Genomic DNA, 19,467 nt, shown 5'->3' on the forward strand with positions numbered 1-19,467 from the left:
AAAAGCCATTTGATGGGCTATTACTCGTTTTCAGGGATCAAGCGAAAAAGTTGGGGAGGTTTAAATTTTGCTTTATACAATCATTATTTTGGATTCTACTTTACTTTCATTTATTCTACCTGTAGGGCTTAGTGAATATTTTGCTTTCGACAAAGTGGAGACCGTCGGCGGTTCAACATACATTTATCTTATCGAAAAGAACATTCATCCTAAGGAATTTTTAGGCGAGGAGCTGTTATCCAAGGGCTTCTTCGATGAGGTTTCTGTTAGGGACTTTCCTTTACGCGGCAAGCCCTGTTTTTTGAACCTTAAGCGTCGTAAATGGCTAAATACCAGTACAGGTAAAATAGTATCCAGAGATTGGAATGTGGTTGCCGAAGGCACAAAAATGACTCAGGAGTTTGCCTTTTTTTTTGAAAGCCTATTTGGATTCAAGCCCAATAAGCTGTAAAACCCTTGGCAGTCTCTTTGGCGTGGACGGCAAGCGGCTGCAAGAGCAGTATGCGAGTCATTTAAGTGGCTTTACCAGCTGGGACCAAGCTGAGCATGCGGAGAACTGGCTGCTTTTTCCTGACAATATAGGTGAGTATTTATCTATTGATGAAACTAGCCTTTCACAAGGGAAATTATATACGGTACTTACCAATAAAGGTGCAAAAGGTAAAAAACGTGCTTTGGTAGCCATTGTAAAAGGCACGGAAAGCGAGTCTGTAATAAAAGTCCTTCATAGGATCAAGGAGCGAATAAGGAAAAAGGTAAAGGAAGTAACTCTTGATCTGGCCCCGACCATGGCCAGGATAGTAAAAAGGAGTTTTCCAAAGGCAAAGCTTGTTTCAGATCGGTTCCATGTACAGCAACTGGCCAATGAGGGTGTCCAGGAAATCAGGATCAGGCACAGGTGGGATGCCATTGAGCAGGAAAACAAAGAAATGGATCTGGCCAAAGAAGTAAAGAAGCCCTGGGTTCCCGCACTACTTGAAAATGGCTATTGGCTGCACTCGGTAATCAATAAGGTTAATTGTTTCATTCTCCATTACAGATCAGTTTTGAGCTTTTGAATATCTGCCTTTTTATCTGGATAATCTTCTGCACTTGGAATGATGCCCATGGCTTCTGCATATTTACAGTATGCATTCAGTGCATTGATTTCCTCAAGGATGTCCTCGAATTTTGGCTTATTCAAAATAGTTTCCGAAGGTTTATGCTTTTCAACATTCGCAGCCTGTTTTTCAGCTTTTGGTTTAGCCAGCAGTTTTGACTTTGCTTCTTCTATATCTTTGTTGTAAGCGGAGATATTGGCAAAAAGGGGTCTGGTTTCCGTAACAGGTTGCGTCAAACCCTCGAGGATTTCCTCGTCAATCTCCTGTGCTGTGCCTTTAAAAACCATTGGCGGCAACTGGCATTTTTGATTTACTCCTTCCTGAGATTTTAACAGAACAGAAACGAGTAATTCATTCTCTGCGCAGAAGCTAACATTGATTAGCCATGCCCTTGCACTTTGCAGAGATTGTAAGGCTTGAAAAAAATTGGTTCTTATGATCTTTGTCTGATTAAATAAGTTCCCCTGCGTTTAGAGGTACACACCTCATATCCGTTATTTGCAATAATGCTCTTGATGATATTTTCAGCATGTCTGATGCGCACGGTGGATAAACCGCTTCAAATTGACCCCCAAAAAAGCCCCCCTTTGCCGAGTTAATTTGATAAGGTCCGCCAAAGCAAAAAGACCCCTTTGCGCCGATCCAAATTGACTCCCTTGAAATCGCAGATTCGTTTGTGCTGAATGGTTTGTAGGAATATGTTTTTGTTTAGCTTTTAGCTGAACAAAAAAACTGCTGATTACAATGTCCAATAAGCCTATCAAAATGAATAAACTAAGACAGATCATCCGTCTGTACAGTCAGGGGATTGGGACCAAGCGCATCCATGAAATGGTATCAACCTCACGCAATACCATTAAAAAGTATATTCGCATCTGGCAGACACTTGGTATTGGCTATGAGGAGTTCAATGCCAAGAGCGATAGCGATCTGGCCATCATTTTCACTCCCCCCGTGGCCAGGATCTCCAGCGCACCCCGTATGCAGATTCTCCAAACACTACTGCCTGATTACTGCAAAAGATAGAAGAAAAAGGATGTTACAAGGGAATCTCTCCATGAGGAGTATGTAAAGAAACACCCGGATGGATATAGTCGTTCACACTTCAATAATGCCATAATGGTTTATCTGCAGCTTTCCAGATCGGTAATGCACATCGAACATAAGGCTGGCAATAAAATGTATATCGATTTTGCCGGTAAAAAGCTATCTCTTAGCAGGATTGATAATATCAGGCAGGATGTGGAGGTATTCGTGGCGATCCTTGGTTGCAGCCAGCTCACCTATGTTGAGGCTGTGGCCTCACAAAAAAAAGAGGACCTCATCGCCGCCTGTGAAAATGCACTTCGCTATTTCGGAGGTGTACCGGAGGCGATCGTCCCTGATAACCTTCGCTCTGCTGTTACAAGGGGAAGCAGGTACGAGGCGGTACTGAACGATGAGTTTGCAGCGTTTGCGGAACATTATGCCACAACAGTTATTCCCGCACGTGCCTACAAACCTCGCGACAAATCACTTGTAGAAGGAGCTGTAAAGCTTATCTACCGAAGCATCTATAATAAGCTTGACAACAGCCGATTTGAGACTCTGGAGCAGCTCAATTCTGCGATTGTCCCATTGCTGGAAATCCATAATAACAAACCCTTTTCCGGCAGAAACTACTCACGCAGGGAACAGTTTGAGGAAATAGAACGTGAAGCACTTGTCTTGCTTAATCCGGTTCGATATGAGGTGCACAAGCAGGTGATGGTTACCGTAATGAGAAACGGGCATGTACGGCTGGGCGAAGATGTTCACTACTACAGTGTTCCCTATAACTATGTTGGCAAAAAGGTAAAGTTGCTGTACACTTCCGGCTCAGTAAAAGTCTATTACAACTATACCATGATAGCCTTTCATCAAAGAGTTCGGACAAAGCACCATTATACCACTCAGGAAACCCATCTGGCGCCACAACACCGGTATATCTCAGAATGGACCCCTGAAAACTTTATACGGCAGGCAGAAGAGATCCATAGTGATGTTGCCGGTTATATATCAAAGGTACTTGAGTATAAGGGACATCCGGAGCAGGCCCATAAATCCTGTTCGGGCATACCGAACTTTGCACGTCGCGTTGGGACGGTCCGGCTAAGAAATGCCTGCCGTTGGGCAGATAATCTTGGGCAGTAAAACTACCGTATAATTGAGGAGATACTGCGAAAGCAGCTTGATCAGCTATCTGCAGAAGAACAGACGATAGAGATACCTGAGCATGGAAACATCAGAGGTAAGGAATATTACCAGTAACAATAAACAGCAATTAGAAATGAACAATGAAACATTAGAAAAAATGAAACAGCTAAGGCTGTTTGGGATGTACGATGCATTCAGGACCAATCTGGAATCATCGGTAAAGGAATCGCTGACCACTGATCAGTTTATATCCGTATTGGTTGCCTGCGAGTGGGATGACAGGCGCAACCGTTCAGTGGAAAGAACAATTAGAGCGGCTGCGTTCAGATATAACGCATCTCTTGAGCATATTGATTACTCCATTGACCGAGGCCTCGACAGGAACCAGGTACACAGGCTTGCGGCCCTGGATCATTAAGGAGCACAAGGATATTTTTATAACCGGTTCCACCGGTACCGAGAAAAGCTACCTGGCAACCGCTCTTGGATATCAGGCATGTCAGAGTGGATACAAGGTTCTGTATGTCAATACTGCAAAGCTCATGGGGCAGCTAAAGTTGGCGAAGGCTAAGGGTACCATCCTGGCAGAACTGAAAAAGATTGAAAGGGTTGATCTTCTTATTCTTGACGACTTCGGACTTCAGCCCTTCGACCCACAGTAAAGGGTTACTTTGCTCGATATCATTGAAGACAGGCATCAGAAGCGTTCAACAATAGTTACATCGCAGATACCAGTAAAGGAATGGTATGATATAATTGGCGAGAAAACAATAGCTGACGCTGTTCTTGACCGTATAGTTCATCACTCCTTGAGGTTTGAATTATTCGGCGAATCAATGAGGAGAAGAAACTCTAAGATTGAAAACGTATTTTTGTAAAATAACAGTTGTTAAACAGGACTTAAAAGATCAACTCTAAAAGGCCTTTTTGCACAACAACTTCTGCTTTTTTCAAGCAACAACTCTGGGGGTCAATTTGAAATTGGCGAAAGGGGGTCAAATTTATTGGTATATGCAATTATGATAATGGTTTATGCGAATATTAGCCCTTTTTGCATTTATTTGCCTCTGCTAAAGGACCACTTACATGGCGAATTCATGAATTCCTTCTAAAAAGGAAAAAATCATACCTTCTAAATAGTATGATCACACTAAACGAAGTTTCTCAGTCGATTACCGCTAGGCATTATTTATCAATCAACTTACCGCGTTGAATCACCATGTTGACATTTTTTAAGCTGGTAATATCGATGAGAGGATTTTCCAGTAGAATTAATAAATCTGCCCTTTTCCCAACCTCAATACTTCCACGGTTTTTTTCCTGGCCTATCACTTCTGCCGATATTTGCGTTGCTGAGTATAATGCTTCAGCAGATGTAAACCCACATTTCTTCACAAAATAATCCAGTTCATCTATCAGGCGTGGGTATGCGCTATTCAAATCAACAATTTGATCGGTTCCTGTCGAAATTTTAACACCCTGCTCATGAACCCTTCTCAGTAAGGTAAATACCCATGGATCTTTTGCTTCAGAAACACATAACGTAGCATCCAAAATGGCATGATGTTTTTTCATAGCATCGCAGAACGGAATGATATCGATACCTGCGATAACACTATCTTTATAAGACATTGGAGTAGATCTGCGATAAAAAAGTGAATCTGTGCGCATCGTTTCCAACATTGAAACATGTGAAAGCACCTCCATACCTGCCTTTACAACTTCGATAGGTTTGGCAGGATACAACATGGTATGTCCCCAGACTTTTAGGTGATGCTTTTTCGCAGCGGCAATAACATCGGCCAAAAAATCTTTATCAAATGAATGATACAATTTAACGCCGGTTGCACCACAAGCTTTTGCTTCACTCATGGCTTTATCCAAATCATCGCCAGGCACTAACCGTTGCTCCCAGGGAGAATATGGATCAGTCCTGATATTCTGACCACGGTTATAATACCAGTCTCCAGCCATAAAAGAAGAGAAAAAAACATCCGTTCCAATCCGGTTTCCTTTACGGATTTGAGTTTGAGCCTGTAAAAGAGCACTGCCATCCCCACCTGCATCTCTAGCGCTGGTGATGCCATGTTTTAAGTAATATTCAAGATGATCAAACGTTTTTTCGATTGAATTCTTGTGCGGCGAGGTAACATGGATATGGGTATCAATCAGCCCCGGAATAATAAACTGACCATTCAAATCTAAAATTTTAGCATTTTTCATTTTTTTAGGAATGCAGCCAATTTTAAAAATGTTTCCATTTTTTATGATGATGGACTTACCCCTTTGAATTCTACCTTTTGAAACATCGATAACATTGGCATCCTTTAAAATAAGGATCGTATCTGCTTCAAAACGGATTTCATTCGCTTTTGCGAATGACAAGTTAAAAATGAGGTAACTCAATATTAATAAACTCTTTTTCATAGTAAGTGTAAATCTTGATTTAATAAAAAACGCAGCGGCATCCACCAGCTGCGCTTGTCATCATTAACTAATGTTTAATTTTTTTTAGGAGCTATTTCAGAAGTTCTTCAAGCTTCTCTTCAAGCGCAGTACCCCTCAAATTACGGGCTATTATTTTGCCATCCGCATCAATTAAAAAGTTGGCGGGCAAACTTTTAACACCATAACGGTCCGCAGTTTTTCCATTAACAGATTTTGGATCATTTAACTGTTTCCAGATCAAGCCATCATCTTCAACTGCCTTTAACCAATTTTCCTTTGAGCTGTCCATTGATAAACCAATAATTGTAAAACCTTTTGAATGATATCGATTGTAAGCTTTGATCAGATTTGGATTTTCTAACCGGCAGGGACCGCACCAGCTGGCCCAAAAATCCAGCAAAATATATTTACGCTTAAAATCCTTTAGGCTAAACCATTTCCCATCTGCATCTTCAAGAGAAAATTCGATGGCATTTGAACTGATACTGGTATTAAAATTGGCATCAATAAAGGTTTTAATCCGCTTACCATAAGAAGTGTTTTTTATTTCTTCCGATAAGAGATGATAATTCTCTGAAGCCTTTGCTCTATTTGGATAAGTGATATACTGATCAAAAATTGCTATTGCGGTAGCGACTTGCGCAGGGTTTGCGCTTACAAATGTGTGGAAGACGCTATCTCTTAGAGTCTGTTGCTTGTTTGCAAATTTCCTCCGTGCTTCTTTATCTTCCTCATCCTTACCTGTTGCCTTAGGTCTTTTTCCAGGAATAGCATATAAGGATGCCTTAAGTTTATCTAAAACCTCATTTTCTTTAGAACCTGCAATCTTCAAGTCGAAAAATTTAGAGATATCGCCTGTTATAGTTACTGAACTACCCTTCTCCATCAAAAATATACGCATTTGATTATTTACGGAGTTGGTTAAAGTGCATCGCACCGATTCGACCAGCATGATGTCTTTCGAGAAGATATCTGAGTTGGCCAAAACAGAATCCCGACTAAAAACATCATCCAATTCATAGGCAAATATCACTTTTCCATTCTTTAATCCACTAATATTGGCTGCTACATGCACAGTAGATTGTGCATGTAGATCAGCCATAAAACCTAAGATCAAAATGACAGTTCCTAATAGCTTGAATTTATTCATCGCATTAATAATTTAGGCCTGGAATCGGACTTTCGTTTATAATTTTATCTAACATGTGTTTTAGATATTGAAAGTGAATTTTGGTGTCTTGATCTTTTGCCGTAATCGCACCTTTTCCGATATCTATACGTAAATCTTTAAGATGTGCAAAAGCCAAAGCCTTCACATTCGAATACAACAATACATCAGTCGGCGTTACGGATGCTAAAATATTATCGGTAGATCCCTGTAAGGCAAAACGTTTGTTATACATGGTGATGATACTGCCAACATACATTTTTTGTAGTGCCCGGCGATATTCATCTGTTGGTTTACCGCTTTTTAACTCACTAAAAATCCCTTTTTTTAAATCATTTAACCATTCCGTTGGTGAATATGCGCCTTTTCCATGATCTCTCTGGTTAATCATCATCCTATAAAGTCGTGATTGCGAAGTCACTGATGCTACTACACCTTGTTGTACAACTTGTACGGCATTAAAACTAAAACCAGGATCGATTTTATTTAAAATCTCTTTGTTGGCTAACCATTTTGGCGTATTGAATACCTGATCATTGTAAAACTTTATGGCTTCTTTTTGTTTAGCTAAGCTTACAGCCTGATAAACAGCACCTGGCTGGTCGGTTGTTTTCTCCGTAACCATTACACCGCCTAAATATTTCAAAACATGAAATGCATAGCGGCTATACTGTCCAACGGCTTCTTTATACATTTCATCTAAATTGCCATAGCCTTTTCCATCCTCTTTTGTCCAGTTGATTAACTGCGGAACAATTCTTTTAAGGTTCTTAATCCCATATAAACTCGCTTTGATTGCATCATCGCCCAAATCTTCAGATTGGGATCGAGGATCGTGATCTTTGCCTTCACCACCAAACCAAAGACGCTTATTGCTCGCTAAACTATCTATCGTTATTTTGTTTAATATTTTAGCTTCTGCTTCAGCGCTGGGCTGATCAAGAATAGGTTTATAGCCCCATTGAATTGCCCATTTATCGTAATCATTGATTCTTGGATAAATGCCTGCCTCACTGATATGATCTTCGGGCTGTGCCACATAATTAAAACGTGCATAATCCATAATAGAAGGGGTATGACCATGCGCTTCAACCCACGCTTTATCCCGCAGTTTTTCAACCGGAACAGTGCTACTTGCACCCATATTGTGCCTTAAACCTAAAGTATGGCCGATTTCGTGTGAAGAAACGAAGCGGATTAACTGCCCCATCAACTCATCGTCAAACTTATTTTTACGGGCTCTGGGATCAATAGCACCAGCCTGGATCATGTACCAGCGATGAACTAAATTCATCACATTATGATACCAGCCAATATGGCTTTCCAATATCTCACCAGTTCTTGGATCAGCAATGTTTGGACCATAGGCATTTTGTTGAGGCGATGCGAAATAACGGATTACCGAAAAGCGGGCATCATCCAAACTCATGGTAGTATCTGCCTCTGGCCATTCTTTAGCCACAATTGCATTTTTAAAACCAGCCTGTTCAAAAGCTTTTTGCCAATCGTTAACGCCTGCGATTAAAAATGGTCTCCATTTCTTAGGGGTTGCCGGATCGATGTAATAAACTATTTGCTTTTTCGGTTCAACCAATTCGCCTTTTCTGAACTTATCTAAATCTTCGGATTTTGGTTCCAATCTCCAGCGGTGAATGAAAGCTTCCTGCTCTACTTTTTGCTGATTATCATTGTATTTAACGTTAGCACTGGCGAAGAAACCAACTCTGGGATCGTATAAACGTTTCCTTAACGGATTTTCAGGAAGTCTGATAAAGGAGGTATTCATTCCTAACGTTACTGCCCCAGCTTCACTTACTGCCGGCAATTTGACGCCAGTGGCTGTATATGTTCTGATGCTTCTAATTTCTGTATTCATAGGAAAACTTTTCACACTTTCGATATACGATCGATCGGCAGCCTGCATTCCAAGACCATAAGCCTTTTTATTCTCGCCATTAAAAGCCAGTAACGGCGATTCACTGATTAGAAAATCAGTAACATCAATCACAACTCCTGATGAATCTTTGCTTTTTGCTTTAATAGGGAAAGCAGCCAAAATCGGGTTCAGATTTGAGCTCTCCACAGCTTTGGAAATCATGTCCGTAGAATCTGCAATACTTACCGTTGCTGAAACTTTTAAAAACAACTTATTATTTGGACCTATTTCCCAATAAATAATTTTCGAGGCAACTTCCTCTCCCCCGTAATTACCTGCACCAGGCGTAGATTTACTCAAGCGGTTAACCGCCAGGATTTCTTTCTTCAGAAGCTGATTAGGGATTTCAAAAAAATATTTATCATTCAGTTTGTGAACCGTGAATAAACCTTTTTGGGTTACCGCTTTAGCGGTAATAACTTCCGCATAAGGTTTTATTGCGTTTTTTGTGCTATCGGCTTTTGGTTTCGCCGCGATTGCAGCAGCGGCTTTTGCAGCAACTGCTTTCTTCTTATTGTTGTTAAAAATGCTACAAGAGCTTGCCGTAATAATAAGCAAAGCGGTAGCTAACACCAGGCATTTAGGCCCCGTGTGAAGGTGGAATATGTTATTTTTCATGTTTCTATTTAATAACCCGGATTTTGGATGAGGTTAGGATTGGCATCAATGGCATTATTGGGTAATGGAAGTAGTTTTGCTGCTGGCCGGTAACTCGTTTTCAAGGCGCCAAGAACAACATCAGCCTGACCGGTTCTTTTTAAATTATACCAGCGGTGTGCCTGTTCACAGAAAAACTCTTTCCTGGTTTCTAATAAAATATCATCCAACAGTGTGGCTTGTGCAGTAGTTGTACTGGCGGCAGTTTGTGCCCTTGAACGGATTACGTTTAAATCGCTCAATGCCCCATTTAAGTTGGTTCCGATTCTGGCTCGTGCTTCTGCCCTGATCAAATATTGCTCAGCTAAACGCAAAACCGTAGGCGATTCTGCCACACCTGCAGCCACGGCCAATGCCTGGGTGGTATATTTGTATTTGTAAGGCACAACTTTAACCTTTCCAGCAACTGTATAATTGGTCATCCAACGCTGACGACGAAGATCAGTACTGGTAAAAAGACTTAAAAAAGCCGGACGGATTTCAAATTGTGGATCACTACCGGTAAATGGTAAAAATGTACCGGCCTCCACGGTATATTGGTTAGTTACCGCTAATGGTGATGACATTTGCCAAATGCTTTCTGCGTTATTTTTTGTCCACACTCCGGTCGCCATATTTGCAGAGGGAATCATTGCATATAAACTTGAAGCAATCACTTCGGAAGCATTATTCTCCGCAGCAGCATAATTTTCAGTAAATAAACTTACTCTAGCCAGTAAAGCAGCAGCTACAAATTTGTTAACACCTAACCTGGTATTGGATGAAGCAGAATAATTAGCTAAAAGGTCGGCTTTAGCTTCTGTTAAATCCGCAGTGATTTGACCATAAACGTTTGCCACAGTTTCCTTTGCTAACATGGCACTCACATTCACATCAGTGGTTAAAACCAATGGAACACCTCCAAAAGTATTCACCAGATTGAAATAACAATAAGCCCTGATTACTTTCGCTTCGGCGGCTAATTGTTTTTTTACTTGACCTGAGGTACCAGAATACTTTTGTAGTCCTTCAATAATTGAATTAGCCCTGTAAATAATGGCATACCAATCTGAAAAAATAGTTCCCTGTGCCGAACTAACCGTAGTATATGAATTATCGAAAAGTTCACGATATGTTGGATTGACACCAATATACAGCAAATCATCTGCCTGTACAGAACTGTAGACCGGCAGCGCTGCACTTTGTGTAGAGGTAGATGCCAAACCGGTGTAAAGGCCAGCCAAAGCATTCGAAGCCATTTTATCAGAAGAAAAAACAACAGCTGTTGTAATCTCATTTAAAGGTGGATCAATCTCCACTGTTTTTTCACAGGCAGAAAAAATCAATGTGGCTAGAGCCATGCTACAAAGCAATATTTTATGAAATGATTTTGTCATGATCGAAATGTTAAAAAGTGAATTGTAAACCTGCAACAATGGTACGCAATGGCGGAGTAGCTACCCCCTGTGACTCCGGATCAAAACCTTTATAACCTGTTATGGTCCATAAATTTTGCGCCTGAGTAAATACCCTTATATTTTCTGCGTTCACTTTTGATAGCCATTGAGCAGGCAAGTTATACGATAAGCTTACGTTTTTAAGTCTGATGAAGGAAGCATCAACCACATTAGCATCAGATCCTGTCCAATTGCTGTAACCAAAGTAAGCAGCTCTGCCATTTACACCGGCAGTTCCGGCGGTTACCAAATAATCTTGAGACCCTAAAGCCAGATAATCATTCACTACACTAGCTGCCGAGTTGTACATATATCCCGGAGGATAAAAAGATGCGTTAGCCAAACTTCTACCCTGCTGTTTAACAAATTGAAAGGTAAAATCAAGGTTGAAGTTTTTATAAGTAATTGAATTGGTTAAGCCACCGAAGAATTTTGGGTAAGTGGTTCCAATGTAATATCGATCTCCCCTTCCAATTTCTGATAATCCTGTGGTAGGAGAAGCAGTTCCCCCTGTTCCATTTAAATCTGCATATGCTGGTAAATTAGTAGTCGGATCGATGCCCAAAAACTGGTAACCAGCAATAAAACTAATCGGTTTGCCGACTAAATAGGTGGTGTAATACGATGTTTTTTCAATACCTGGAAATGACAATAACTTGTTCTCATTCTTACTGATATTGAATGATGAAGTCCAGGCAAATTTTTTGCTTTTAATGTTGGTACTAATCAAACTCAATTCTACACCTGAGTTTTGCACATTTGCTGCCAAGTTGCTTTGATAACCTGTAAAACCAGCTTGCGGACTTAATGGATAAGTAATTAATTGGTTTCCACTTCTATTTCTATAGTAAGAAGTAACCAATGATAGTCTATCCTTGAAAAACCCCAATTCCAAGGCGACTTCCAGTTTCTTGGTGGTTTCCCACTGATAATCATCATTAGCAATACGGGATGGATTTAAACTTGAGTTTCCGTTATAAACCGCTGTAGAAGTTGAATAAGTTGCCAAATAAGCATAATCACCAATATCATCGCTACCAACAGTACCATAACTTCCACGCAGCTTACCAAAGCTAAACCAGTTTGTTTTTTCTTTTAGAAAATCCTCTTCAGTGAAAATCCACGCAGCTCCTATCGAACCAAAATTACCAAACTTTTTATTCGGCCCGAATCTAGATGAACCATCTCTTCTGAAGTTTGCATTGACGATGTATTTGTTCTCGACGTTATAATTCACCCGACCAAAGAGTGAGGCATATTTAAACTCGTTTGAAGAAGCGCTTGTAGAAATAGTAGTGGCTGAAGATAAGTTTCTTAAGAAGTCATCAGAAGGAAAACCTGTCGCACTTGAATAATAAGGCTGTTCTGATTTTCTATATTGATAGGTTCCACCTGCTAAAACGTTTAGCGATCCTTTCCAAACTTTACGGTTGTAGGTAATTTGCGGCTCTAAGATATAGGTGTTGGTGTAAGTGTAAGCGTATGATGCTGATCCGGAAGTAGGAACAGAAAACGCAGTATTTAAAGAACTTAACGGCCTGATGGTCATTTGCTTCATATCCGTTTTACTGTAACCAAATGACGTTTTGACATCCAAACCATCTAAAAGATTGTATTTCAAATTTAAATTTGACGATAAATTACTGCTTCTGTTATCATTAGTCTGGTATAAAAAGCCAAGAGGATTATTTAAACCTGAAACCCAGTATAAACTTCCATCTGCTTTATACAGCGGATAGTTTGGCGGCAAATTATAGGCAAATGTGGCCAAATCTGTAGTCGAAATATCATTCTTATCGGTAGAATAGATAGCAGAAAAGCCCATATTGAACTTTTGATCGAGTGAGCTATGATTAAGATTTACATTAAAACCACCACGCTGATAAGACTGATCGCCAGGAAACACATTGCCTTCCTTATGATACGTACCACTGATGTAGAAATTCGTCCGACTATCTCCACCAGAAACATTGGCGCTGACGTCGTTTGTTCTGGCAGTTCCACCCAAAATCTCCCTTAACCAATCTGTATTTGTGGTTTGGTCCCACACCAATAAATCAGGAGCAGTGGTAGCTGAGTGCGCCGCCGGCGTTGTTGTTGCATTGACAAAACCTTTTTTACGTAAAGCAAGATACTGATCTATGCCCAACATCTCTACAAAACGCGGAACGACAGAAGCGCCCGATGAGGCATTTACACCGAACTTGGTTTTACCTGATTTGCCTCTTTTTGTAGTAATTAAAACCACACCATTTGCTGCTCTTGAGCCATAAATCGCAGTTGCATCTGCATCTTTCAATACTTCAATACTTTCAATATCAGCAGGGTTAATGATATTTAGTGGACTGGTCTGGCCTTCTGCTGAGGGCAATCCAGTAGTTCCTGATGGGGATGCAGCCAAGTTAATTTGTTCTGATAAGAATGGCACACCATCAACAATATAAAGTGGTCTGTTCGCTTTACCAATTGAATTGGCTCCACGAATCTGGACATTCATCCCTGCTCCTGGCAGACCATTACTTTGCACAACAGATACACCAGGCATTCTGGCCTGAAGCGTTTGCAGGAGGTTGGTTACCGGTTGCTTTTCTATTTCTTGAGCGGTAATTCCCGATTGTGATCCTGTGGTGGTTCTTCTGGTTGTAGTGCCATAACCAATAACAAGAACTTCATCTAACTTAGCAGGATCCGGTTTCATTTTAACCGTTACAATCTCTGCTGTATTTACGGTCATATTTTGGGTGCTGTAGCCAATGTAACTAAATTCTATTATAGTGTTTGGGCCTGCTATGCCAATGGCAAAATTACCTTTCGCATTGGTTGAAACAGCTTGATTGCCATTTTTAACCCGGACAGATACACCAACCAATGGTTCATCTTTTTCATCAACTACTTTACCGTTTACCACAAAACCATCTCGTTTACCAAAAAAATTGTCTGTTAGTGCATTAGATGGTTTAACGGGTTCAATTTCTTTTTCCCTTTGTGATTTTACCACTACGAACTGATCATTAATCACCTCGTAGGTAAGTTTATTGGCATTCAGAATTTCATCAAGAAGATCTTTAAGTTTTACATTATTGTAACTGCCACTAATCGCGCTAATATTCTTTTTGATCTGATTATTGTATACCAATCTGAATTTCGCCTTATGAGCAATATTTTTTAGTACATTTTCGAGTTTTTGGTCAGAAAACTCAATGGATAACCTTTTTTCAGTTAGCTGCGCATTAACTGATGATGACCAGCTAAACTGAACAGCAATGGCGATACCCAAAATTTGCAGTATAGAAAATTTCATAATCCTAGTTAAAATGGGGAGCGCTGCTGCTTCAAAGAGATACTTACTTATCTCTTGTTTAACCAGCCCAAAGTTTAGGGCACAGGCTGGCCTTTTGAACAATTTTTTGTACATTTGTTTGGTTTTAGTAGTAAAGTATTAGGCTTCTAAATCTTCACAGCAGGGTGTTACAGCACGCCTGCTGTTGTTTTTTTAAAATAGTTTGTATATAGGTTTATTTCATCAGTTACATCCTCCTCCAGTTAAGTCAATTTGGTTTTTGTTTATGGTGTATTGAGCATTAATAACAGCCGAAATTACTTTTAAGGTATTCTCCAAAGACTGATCAGTTACATCAGCAGATAGCAAGCAATTCGAATAGTTAGTTTTTCCTGTATTAATTTTCACATTAAATTTTTTCTCTACCCGGTTCTTCACATCATTAAAGGCGATATTTTCAAAATTCATGTCATATTCTGTACCATCCAAAATCAGCACTTTTTCAGCAACTGGCGCAGCGATTAATTTTGGTGATTTTTGATGTCCGTTAACCTCAAATTCAGTTCCGTGCGTGATGATTATAGGCTTCGCAGATTTACTATTTTGACGGTTAGCAGATACGATGGCAACCTTGCCAGTAAGTACGGTCAACTTAAATGATTTGTTTTCTACACTTTCTTTAATATTAAAACTCGTGCCTAAAACACGGGCCAGGTAATTTCCTGTTTTGATCACAAAAGGATGTGTTTTATCTTTTGCAACCTCAAAGAGCGCTTCGCCCTGAAGCGTAACATTACGGGTGCTGTCGCTGAATTTACTTGGGTACTCCAGCTTACTATTTCCTTTTAACCATACAATGGAATGATCAGGTAAATGGATTTTAGTGATCAATCCATTGGAAAAAGCACTAATGTTCTTAACAATTGGTTCTCGCCTTGCTGTTTGTAGCCATAGGAAAATACCGATACCACAAACGAGGAGGATGGAAGCCGCTATTGCAAAATAATTGATCAACGACTTTGACCGGTTTGAAGGAACCAATTCTATTTTAAATGCGATAGATTGATATAATCGCTCGCTTAACTGAACTTTAGTTTCATTTTTAAGCTCCCAAGTCGGAATTTTCGCCGGATGATTGGAATACCAAGCCTCTAATTGCTCTTTTTCTTCGGCATTGATTGTTCCGTTAACCAGCTTTTTAGCTAGATTCATGATTTCAGGAGGTAGGTTGTCAGCGTTTTTCATGGTCTTATACCTCTATTGTATAAAAAACCTCACTAGACCCTTGCTCCAGATTAAAAAAAATATAAAAATGATGTAAATCCGTTCAAATTACCTTTAATATATTTAACGGCCTTGGTAATATGTCCTTCGACTGTCTTCTCGCTAATATCAAGTTCGGTTGAAATTTCCTTGGTGGTGAGCCCCTGATCACGACTTAAACGAAAAACCATCTGACATTTCTCAGGAAGTTGCGCAACCAAGGTTTCGATCTGAATGATCGCTTCACTAAATGCTAAATATTGTTCGGTGCTATGATCCATTAACCGATTCTCCATATCCGCTCCGATTTCTACATTCTGATATTTTAATCTGGAGGCAATTTTGGAATAAATGGAATATTTAAGCGCGGCAGAAATATAGGTTCTAAAAGAATATTTTAAAGTAGTTTTATGGCGATTAGCCCATATACTCAGAAAAACCTCCTGTACAACTTCTTCCGCTTCTTCCTGAACTTTAAGTTTAGCATAAGCAACCTGGAGCAGTTTATCCCAATATCGATTATAAAGCATTTTGAATGCACCTTGATTATCCTTCCTCAATTGCTCAAATAGAATTTCATCAGAATGCTCCTCAGGCACGTGCATCGCTATACTTTTTGGCTAATATAGAAGTTAAATTTATATTATCAAATTGAAACCGGCCGGTAATAATTCTAGTGATACAGCAAGATTAGCTTTGCAACTTGCATTTAGTTTCAAGATGGCACAACTTCACAACTTATTGATATCTATTGATTATTGGTATCTATTGACTATTCAAATCGGCAATAATCAAACAGGCTTCAGGCGACCCTGCTTTACGATCCCGCTTGCCAATACCCTCCCACTAATACCCAGGTAATCCTTTACCAGCTGATCAACCTTAACTTCAATACTATCATCTTCATCGGGGGCGAAACTACTGAATGTTGTAAAATATTTCGCATCAGCTCATCCTTTTGTAGAAATAAAATTAATGCTAATTAAGAGTTAGCTAACTGAATAACTATACCCAGATAGTCAATGAAAATGAATATCATTGAAGTTAAAAACTGATTTATTTTTTATTCTAAAACGACTTTGAGCTTATCAGAATTGAACCTCACCTTAAGCCACTTCTCCATTCTGTTTTTATCCGTATCCGGCATTTTGCCTGCAAGGGTCGCAGTAAACTGAAGAACAGTATTCCGCTTAAGGGTATTGTTATTCATGAAGATGGTATTGGCCACACGATAACTTTTCATTACAGTGAACAAAATTTTGATCTCTTCGCTGATCTCCGGCATTTTGTATTCTTTTTTATTTTCAGATACACTTTTCTTTGCCAGAGAATAACAGTTAAATACATCCTTCATAATACTGACCTTGACTGGTAAAAAATCCACATTTGCGCTGGCATCGAGTCCTTGGCGGATAATAAGCCTGTCACCTTTGAGTGTATAGACTTTCCCGTACTAGACGAAGTGTAAAGGAAAAACCTATCAGACCAACTGTAAAAGGAAACGTGAACATGACCCTTGCATCGGTATATGAAAAACAGACGAACTAACTCGCCGAAATACACAAGCTGATTCTTAATTCCAGGCCATTTGCTGTTTAGTTAGAATATTTTTTACCTTTGACCCGCTTTTGGTTCCCGAACTCACAATCGGGATTAAAAGGGAACTCCGGTGAGAATCCGGGACTGTCCCGCAGCTGTAAGCTCCATTAAAACCGAGGCTCATTCCAAGGGTCACTGTTCGTTAACCAACGGATGGGAAGACCGGGCCCAGGGGATTAAGTCAGAAGACCTGCCAATGCATCATACATCAAAGCTTTCGCGGACCGAAGCTGGGATAGGTTTGTCTGAGAGGTATTCACTCCCATCAGTTTGCGCGGGCTATATTTAAAAAATATGGTCAGAGAAAAATTGGTCTTGCCGGATAACGGCAAAAAATTGTTGCTACATTCCTGCTGCGCGCCCTGTTCGGGCAAAGTAATGGAAGCCATAAGGGCCTCTGGTATTGAGTTCAGCGTTTTCTTTTACAATCCCAATATCCGTCCCAAAAAGGAATACGAACTGCGCAAGCAGGAAAATATCCGTTTCGCAGAAAAACACAGTATCCCTTTTATCGATGCCGATTATGACCTAGATAACTGGTTTAAGAGCGCTAAAGGCCTGGAGCTGGAACAGGAACGCGACATCCAATGCACGATGTGTTCTGATATGCGCTTTGAACGTATGGCCATGTATGCCCATGAGAACAGCTTTGATACCGTTTCGAGCGCTTTGGGTATTTCCCGCTGGAAGAACATCGAGCAGATCAACGACAGTGGTTTACGGACCGCAAGTCATTACCCTCCCCTGACCTACTTGACCTATAACTGGCGTACAAAAGGTGGTTCCGAGCGTATGCCGGAGATCAGCAAAGGCAAGAACTTTTATATGCAGGAATACTGCAGGTGTGCTTATTCCCTTCGCGATACCAATAAGTGGCGCATGGAGAATGGGCGTGGAAAGATAAAATTAGGTGAAAACTATTATGGTAGCTGACCTGAACAGTTCAGTGTCAGCGCGATATATTGAAAGTCGGTTGGCTGAGTTTCATCGCCTATCACATCCTCTATTGGGCCTTTCCGGGCACGGTGATTTGCAAAGATTTGTTTCGCTGTTAGTAGATTCGGCAAAAGGTTCGCTGCTTGCGCCAGAATTCCTTGATGATGCTGTATTGACTCAAATTTTAAACTACCAGCAACAGTCAGCAACTGATGAAGCTTGCTGGTTGTTATTTCTTTACTGTTATATCGGCAGCTCCGGGCTATTAAATCTTATCTATCAATCCTGGAATTGGGAAAAAGTTATTGCAGATGTAGATGGCTTTGAAAGATGGCTTATGGATAACCAGGGAGAGCTGAAAAACGCCGGCTATTTAAGGATGGTACATAAATACCAGGCGTTTGACCCACATCGCGCCAAAGCAATGGGCGAAGGGGTCAAAAGTTATATCACCTGGGTCAAATCAGCCGGTGACTACACCCAACTGTTTCAAAATATAATAGCAGATTGTCAAGGGCAGTCAACCACAGCGTTTGATCGGATCTATTTGTCCATGAATGCGCACGCCAGCTTTAAGAAACAGATCAAGCTGGATTATTTATGCATGGTCAGTCATCTGAAAATAGCTGGTATTGAACCAGGCCAATTTTACTTTGGCGATGTACTTCTTCTGAAAAAAGCAGCCAGGCAACTTTTTAGCGGCCATCCTCGAATAAAAATATCGCCATCTGAACTGAATAAATTAATGGCCGCTTTAACGGATTGCCTGGGCTCCCCTTTCAGTATACCTGTTCTGTACCGGGTGTTGATAGATTGGGGCAATGAAATAAGGATACCCATTAACCCTAACTTCCGCCGGTATTAAAAACTGATATTGTGGGTATTCTTGATCTCGGCCATCACGAATGTACTATGTGTACTGCCAATACTTTCAACCGAGCCTAACTTATTAAAAACAAAGTCCTGGTAATGCTTCATGTCCCGGGCGAAGACTTTCAGAAAGAAATCGTAATCTCCGGATATGTTATAACATTCTACAACCTCCTCGATCTTGAGAATATCCTCCACAAAGCTGTGGCCCACCTTCCGGTCATGCTGTTTGAGTCTGATATTGCAGAACACGATAAAACCCTGGTTAAATTTTTCCGGGTCAAGCAGCGCGATATATTTCTTTATATAACCACTATTTTCCAGGCGTTTTACACGCTGGACAACCGGCGAAGCGGTCAAATTGACCTTCGCAGCGAGCTCCTTGATGGTATGACTTGAGTCATTGCCTAAGATTTTTAATAGTTTCAGATCGATCTCATCCAGTTGTTCCATAGCATAAATCACTTTTCCAGCATCTAAAATTACGCACAAACCGCATAAAAATTCAATAAATCCTCAATTTAAAGTGATTTAATTCGAAATCGGATTTATTATTTGACTTTAATCGCTGTTTTGTAGGTTTGTACAGAGTTTAAAAC

Annotated in this window: 16 protein-coding genes, 2 pseudogenes and 1 riboswitch; of the genes and pseudogenes, 8 read left to right on the top strand and 10 right to left on the bottom strand. The window is 40.3% G+C overall.

The window, feature by feature from the left end; all coding sequences use genetic code 11:
• Window positions 1–88 precede the first annotated feature (88 nt).
• Window positions 89–451 (top strand): transposase, encoded by a 363-nt coding sequence (locus tag AN34_RS08930; RefSeq protein ID WP_029284447.1) that lies wholly within the window; start codon window positions 89–91, stop codon window positions 449–451.
• The gene (locus tag AN34_RS08935) at window positions 426–1,058 is read left to right on the top strand and encodes a transposase (protein ID WP_231625515.1); all 633 of its coding nucleotides are present in this window, start codon (window positions 426–428) and stop codon (window positions 1,056–1,058) included. The genes AN34_RS08930 and AN34_RS08935 overlap by 26 nt, the downstream gene beginning before the upstream one ends.
• Here AN34_RS08935 and AN34_RS08940 read toward each other — a convergent pair.
• Window positions 1,034–1,540, bottom strand: a complete 507-nt coding sequence (locus AN34_RS08940; RefSeq protein ID WP_082468353.1) for a PRTRC system protein E — start codon at window positions 1,538–1,540, stop codon at window positions 1,034–1,036. The genes AN34_RS08935 and AN34_RS08940 overlap by 25 nt on opposite strands.
• A 325-nt stretch (window positions 1,541–1,865) precedes the next feature.
• Here AN34_RS08940 and AN34_RS21765 point away from each other — a divergent pair, with 325 nt between their 5' ends.
• The 4 genes and pseudogenes from AN34_RS21765 to AN34_RS22095 all read left to right on the top strand — a co-directional run bounded on the left by AN34_RS21765 (window position 1,866) and on the right by AN34_RS22095 (window position 4,153).
• Window positions 1,866–2,126, top strand: coding sequence for a helix-turn-helix domain-containing protein (locus AN34_RS21765; RefSeq protein ID WP_197285507.1), 261 nt, complete (start codon window positions 1,866–1,868; stop codon window positions 2,124–2,126).
• Window positions 2,127–2,138: 12 nt separating this feature from the next.
• Window positions 2,139–3,272, top strand: a pseudogene (gene istA / locus AN34_RS08950) (IS21 family transposase); the annotation flags it as partial.
• Window positions 3,273–3,354: 82 nt separating this feature from the next.
• The gene (locus AN34_RS22090) at window positions 3,355–3,693 is read left to right on the top strand and encodes an ATP-binding protein (protein WP_255353649.1); all 339 of its coding nucleotides are present in this window, start codon (window positions 3,355–3,357) and stop codon (window positions 3,691–3,693) included.
• Window positions 3,674–4,153 (top strand): annotated as a pseudogene (locus AN34_RS22095) (ATP-binding protein). Before AN34_RS22090 ends, AN34_RS22095 begins: the two are co-directional and overlap by 20 nt.
• Before the next feature lie 307 nt (window positions 4,154–4,460).
• On the opposite strand, the gene AN34_RS08960 reads toward AN34_RS22095, so the two are convergent.
• From AN34_RS08960 to AN34_RS08995, 8 genes are all read right to left on the bottom strand, one after another.
• On the bottom strand, window positions 4,461–5,702 hold the full coding sequence (locus AN34_RS08960; RefSeq protein WP_029284455.1) for an amidohydrolase family protein: 1,242 nt from the start codon (window positions 5,700–5,702) through the stop codon (window positions 4,461–4,463).
• 91 nt (window positions 5,703–5,793) lie between these two features.
• Window positions 5,794–6,873, bottom strand: a complete 1,080-nt coding sequence (locus tag AN34_RS08965; protein WP_051666363.1) for a TlpA disulfide reductase family protein — start codon at window positions 6,871–6,873, stop codon at window positions 5,794–5,796.
• Window positions 6,874–6,877: 4 nt separating this feature from the next.
• Window positions 6,878–9,445, bottom strand: coding sequence for a zinc-dependent metalloprotease (locus tag AN34_RS08970; protein WP_029284459.1), 2,568 nt, complete (start codon window positions 9,443–9,445; stop codon window positions 6,878–6,880).
• Between the two features lie 8 nt (window positions 9,446–9,453).
• Window positions 9,454–10,860: a RagB/SusD family nutrient uptake outer membrane protein gene (locus tag AN34_RS08975; RefSeq protein ID WP_082468354.1), complete on the bottom strand. Its 1,407-nt coding sequence runs from the start codon at window positions 10,858–10,860 to the stop codon at window positions 9,454–9,456.
• A gap of 10 nt (window positions 10,861–10,870) precedes the next feature.
• The gene (locus tag AN34_RS08980) at window positions 10,871–14,335 is read right to left on the bottom strand and encodes a TonB-dependent receptor (protein ID WP_051666365.1); all 3,465 of its coding nucleotides are present in this window, start codon (window positions 14,333–14,335) and stop codon (window positions 10,871–10,873) included.
• Between the two features lie 108 nt (window positions 14,336–14,443).
• Complete coding sequence (locus tag AN34_RS08985; protein ID WP_029284465.1) at window positions 14,444–15,445, bottom strand: FecR family protein; 1,002 nt, start codon at window positions 15,443–15,445, stop codon at window positions 14,444–14,446.
• Window positions 15,446–15,495: 50 nt separating this feature from the next.
• Window positions 15,496–16,068 (bottom strand): RNA polymerase sigma-70 factor, encoded by a 573-nt coding sequence (locus AN34_RS08990; protein ID WP_029284467.1) that lies wholly within the window; start codon window positions 16,066–16,068, stop codon window positions 15,496–15,498.
• A gap of 458 nt (window positions 16,069–16,526) precedes the next feature.
• A complete protein-coding gene (locus AN34_RS08995) occupies window positions 16,527–16,817 on the bottom strand; it encodes a hypothetical protein (protein WP_029284469.1) in 291 nt (96 codons plus the stop codon).
• Between the two features lie 258 nt (window positions 16,818–17,075).
• Window positions 17,076–17,275: riboswitch (cobalamin riboswitch) on the top strand.
• A gap of 81 nt (window positions 17,276–17,356) precedes the next feature.
• On the opposite strand from AN34_RS08995, the gene AN34_RS09000 reads away from it, so the two are divergent.
• Together AN34_RS09000 and AN34_RS09005 are read left to right on the top strand one after the other, a co-directional pair.
• Complete coding sequence (locus AN34_RS09000) at window positions 17,357–17,995, top strand: epoxyqueuosine reductase QueH (protein WP_029284471.1); 639 nt, start codon at window positions 17,357–17,359, stop codon at window positions 17,993–17,995.
• A complete protein-coding gene (locus AN34_RS09005; protein ID WP_029284473.1) occupies window positions 17,985–18,863 on the top strand; it encodes a hypothetical protein in 879 nt (292 codons plus the stop codon). The genes AN34_RS09000 and AN34_RS09005 overlap by 11 nt, the downstream gene beginning before the upstream one ends.
• Here AN34_RS09005 and AN34_RS09010 read toward each other — a convergent pair.
• Window positions 18,860–19,321, bottom strand: coding sequence for an Lrp/AsnC family transcriptional regulator (locus tag AN34_RS09010; protein ID WP_029284475.1), 462 nt, complete (start codon window positions 19,319–19,321; stop codon window positions 18,860–18,862). The two genes, AN34_RS09005 and AN34_RS09010, sit on opposite strands and share 4 nt — an antisense overlap.
• Window positions 19,322–19,467 lie beyond the last annotated feature (146 nt).

It is taken from the genome of Pedobacter sp. R20-19 (genome assembly GCF_000708265.2).
Taxonomy (GTDB): domain Bacteria; phylum Bacteroidota; class Bacteroidia; order Sphingobacteriales; family Sphingobacteriaceae; genus Pedobacter.

Bases quoted from the DNA above. Each gene is read 5' to 3' on its own strand.
- AN34_RS08975 (WP_082468354.1), bottom strand. From the start codon at position 10,860: ATGACAAAATCATTTCATAAAATATTGCTTTGTAGCATGGCTCTAGCC.
- AN34_RS08980 (WP_051666365.1), bottom strand. From the start codon at position 14,335: ATGTACAAAAAATTGTTCAAAAGGCCAGCCTGTGCCCTAAACTTTGGG.
- AN34_RS22090 (WP_255353649.1), top strand. From the start codon at position 3,355: ATGGAAACATCAGAGGTAAGGAATATTACCAGTAACAATAAACAGCAA.
- AN34_RS08985 (WP_029284465.1), bottom strand. From the start codon at position 15,445: ATGAAAAACGCTGACAACCTACCTCCTGAAATCATGAATCTAGCTAAA.
- AN34_RS21765 (WP_197285507.1), top strand. From the start codon at position 1,866: ATGAATAAACTAAGACAGATCATCCGTCTGTACAGTCAGGGGATTGGG.
- AN34_RS09005 (WP_029284473.1), top strand. From the start codon at position 17,985: ATGGTAGCTGACCTGAACAGTTCAGTGTCAGCGCGATATATTGAAAGT.
- AN34_RS08965 (WP_051666363.1), bottom strand. From the start codon at position 6,873: ATGAATAAATTCAAGCTATTAGGAACTGTCATTTTGATCTTAGGTTTT.
- AN34_RS09000 (WP_029284471.1), top strand. From the start codon at position 17,357: ATGGTCAGAGAAAAATTGGTCTTGCCGGATAACGGCAAAAAATTGTTG.
- AN34_RS08990 (WP_029284467.1), bottom strand. From the start codon at position 16,068: ATGCACGTGCCTGAGGAGCATTCTGATGAAATTCTATTTGAGCAATTG.
- AN34_RS09010 (WP_029284475.1), bottom strand. From the start codon at position 19,321: ATGGAACAACTGGATGAGATCGATCTGAAACTATTAAAAATCTTAGGC.
- AN34_RS08995 (WP_029284469.1), bottom strand. From the start codon at position 16,817: ATGAAGGATGTATTTAACTGTTATTCTCTGGCAAAGAAAAGTGTATCT.
- AN34_RS08970 (WP_029284459.1), bottom strand. From the start codon at position 9,445: ATGAAAAATAACATATTCCACCTTCACACGGGGCCTAAATGCCTGGTG.
- AN34_RS08960 (WP_029284455.1), bottom strand. From the start codon at position 5,702: ATGAAAAAGAGTTTATTAATATTGAGTTACCTCATTTTTAACTTGTCA.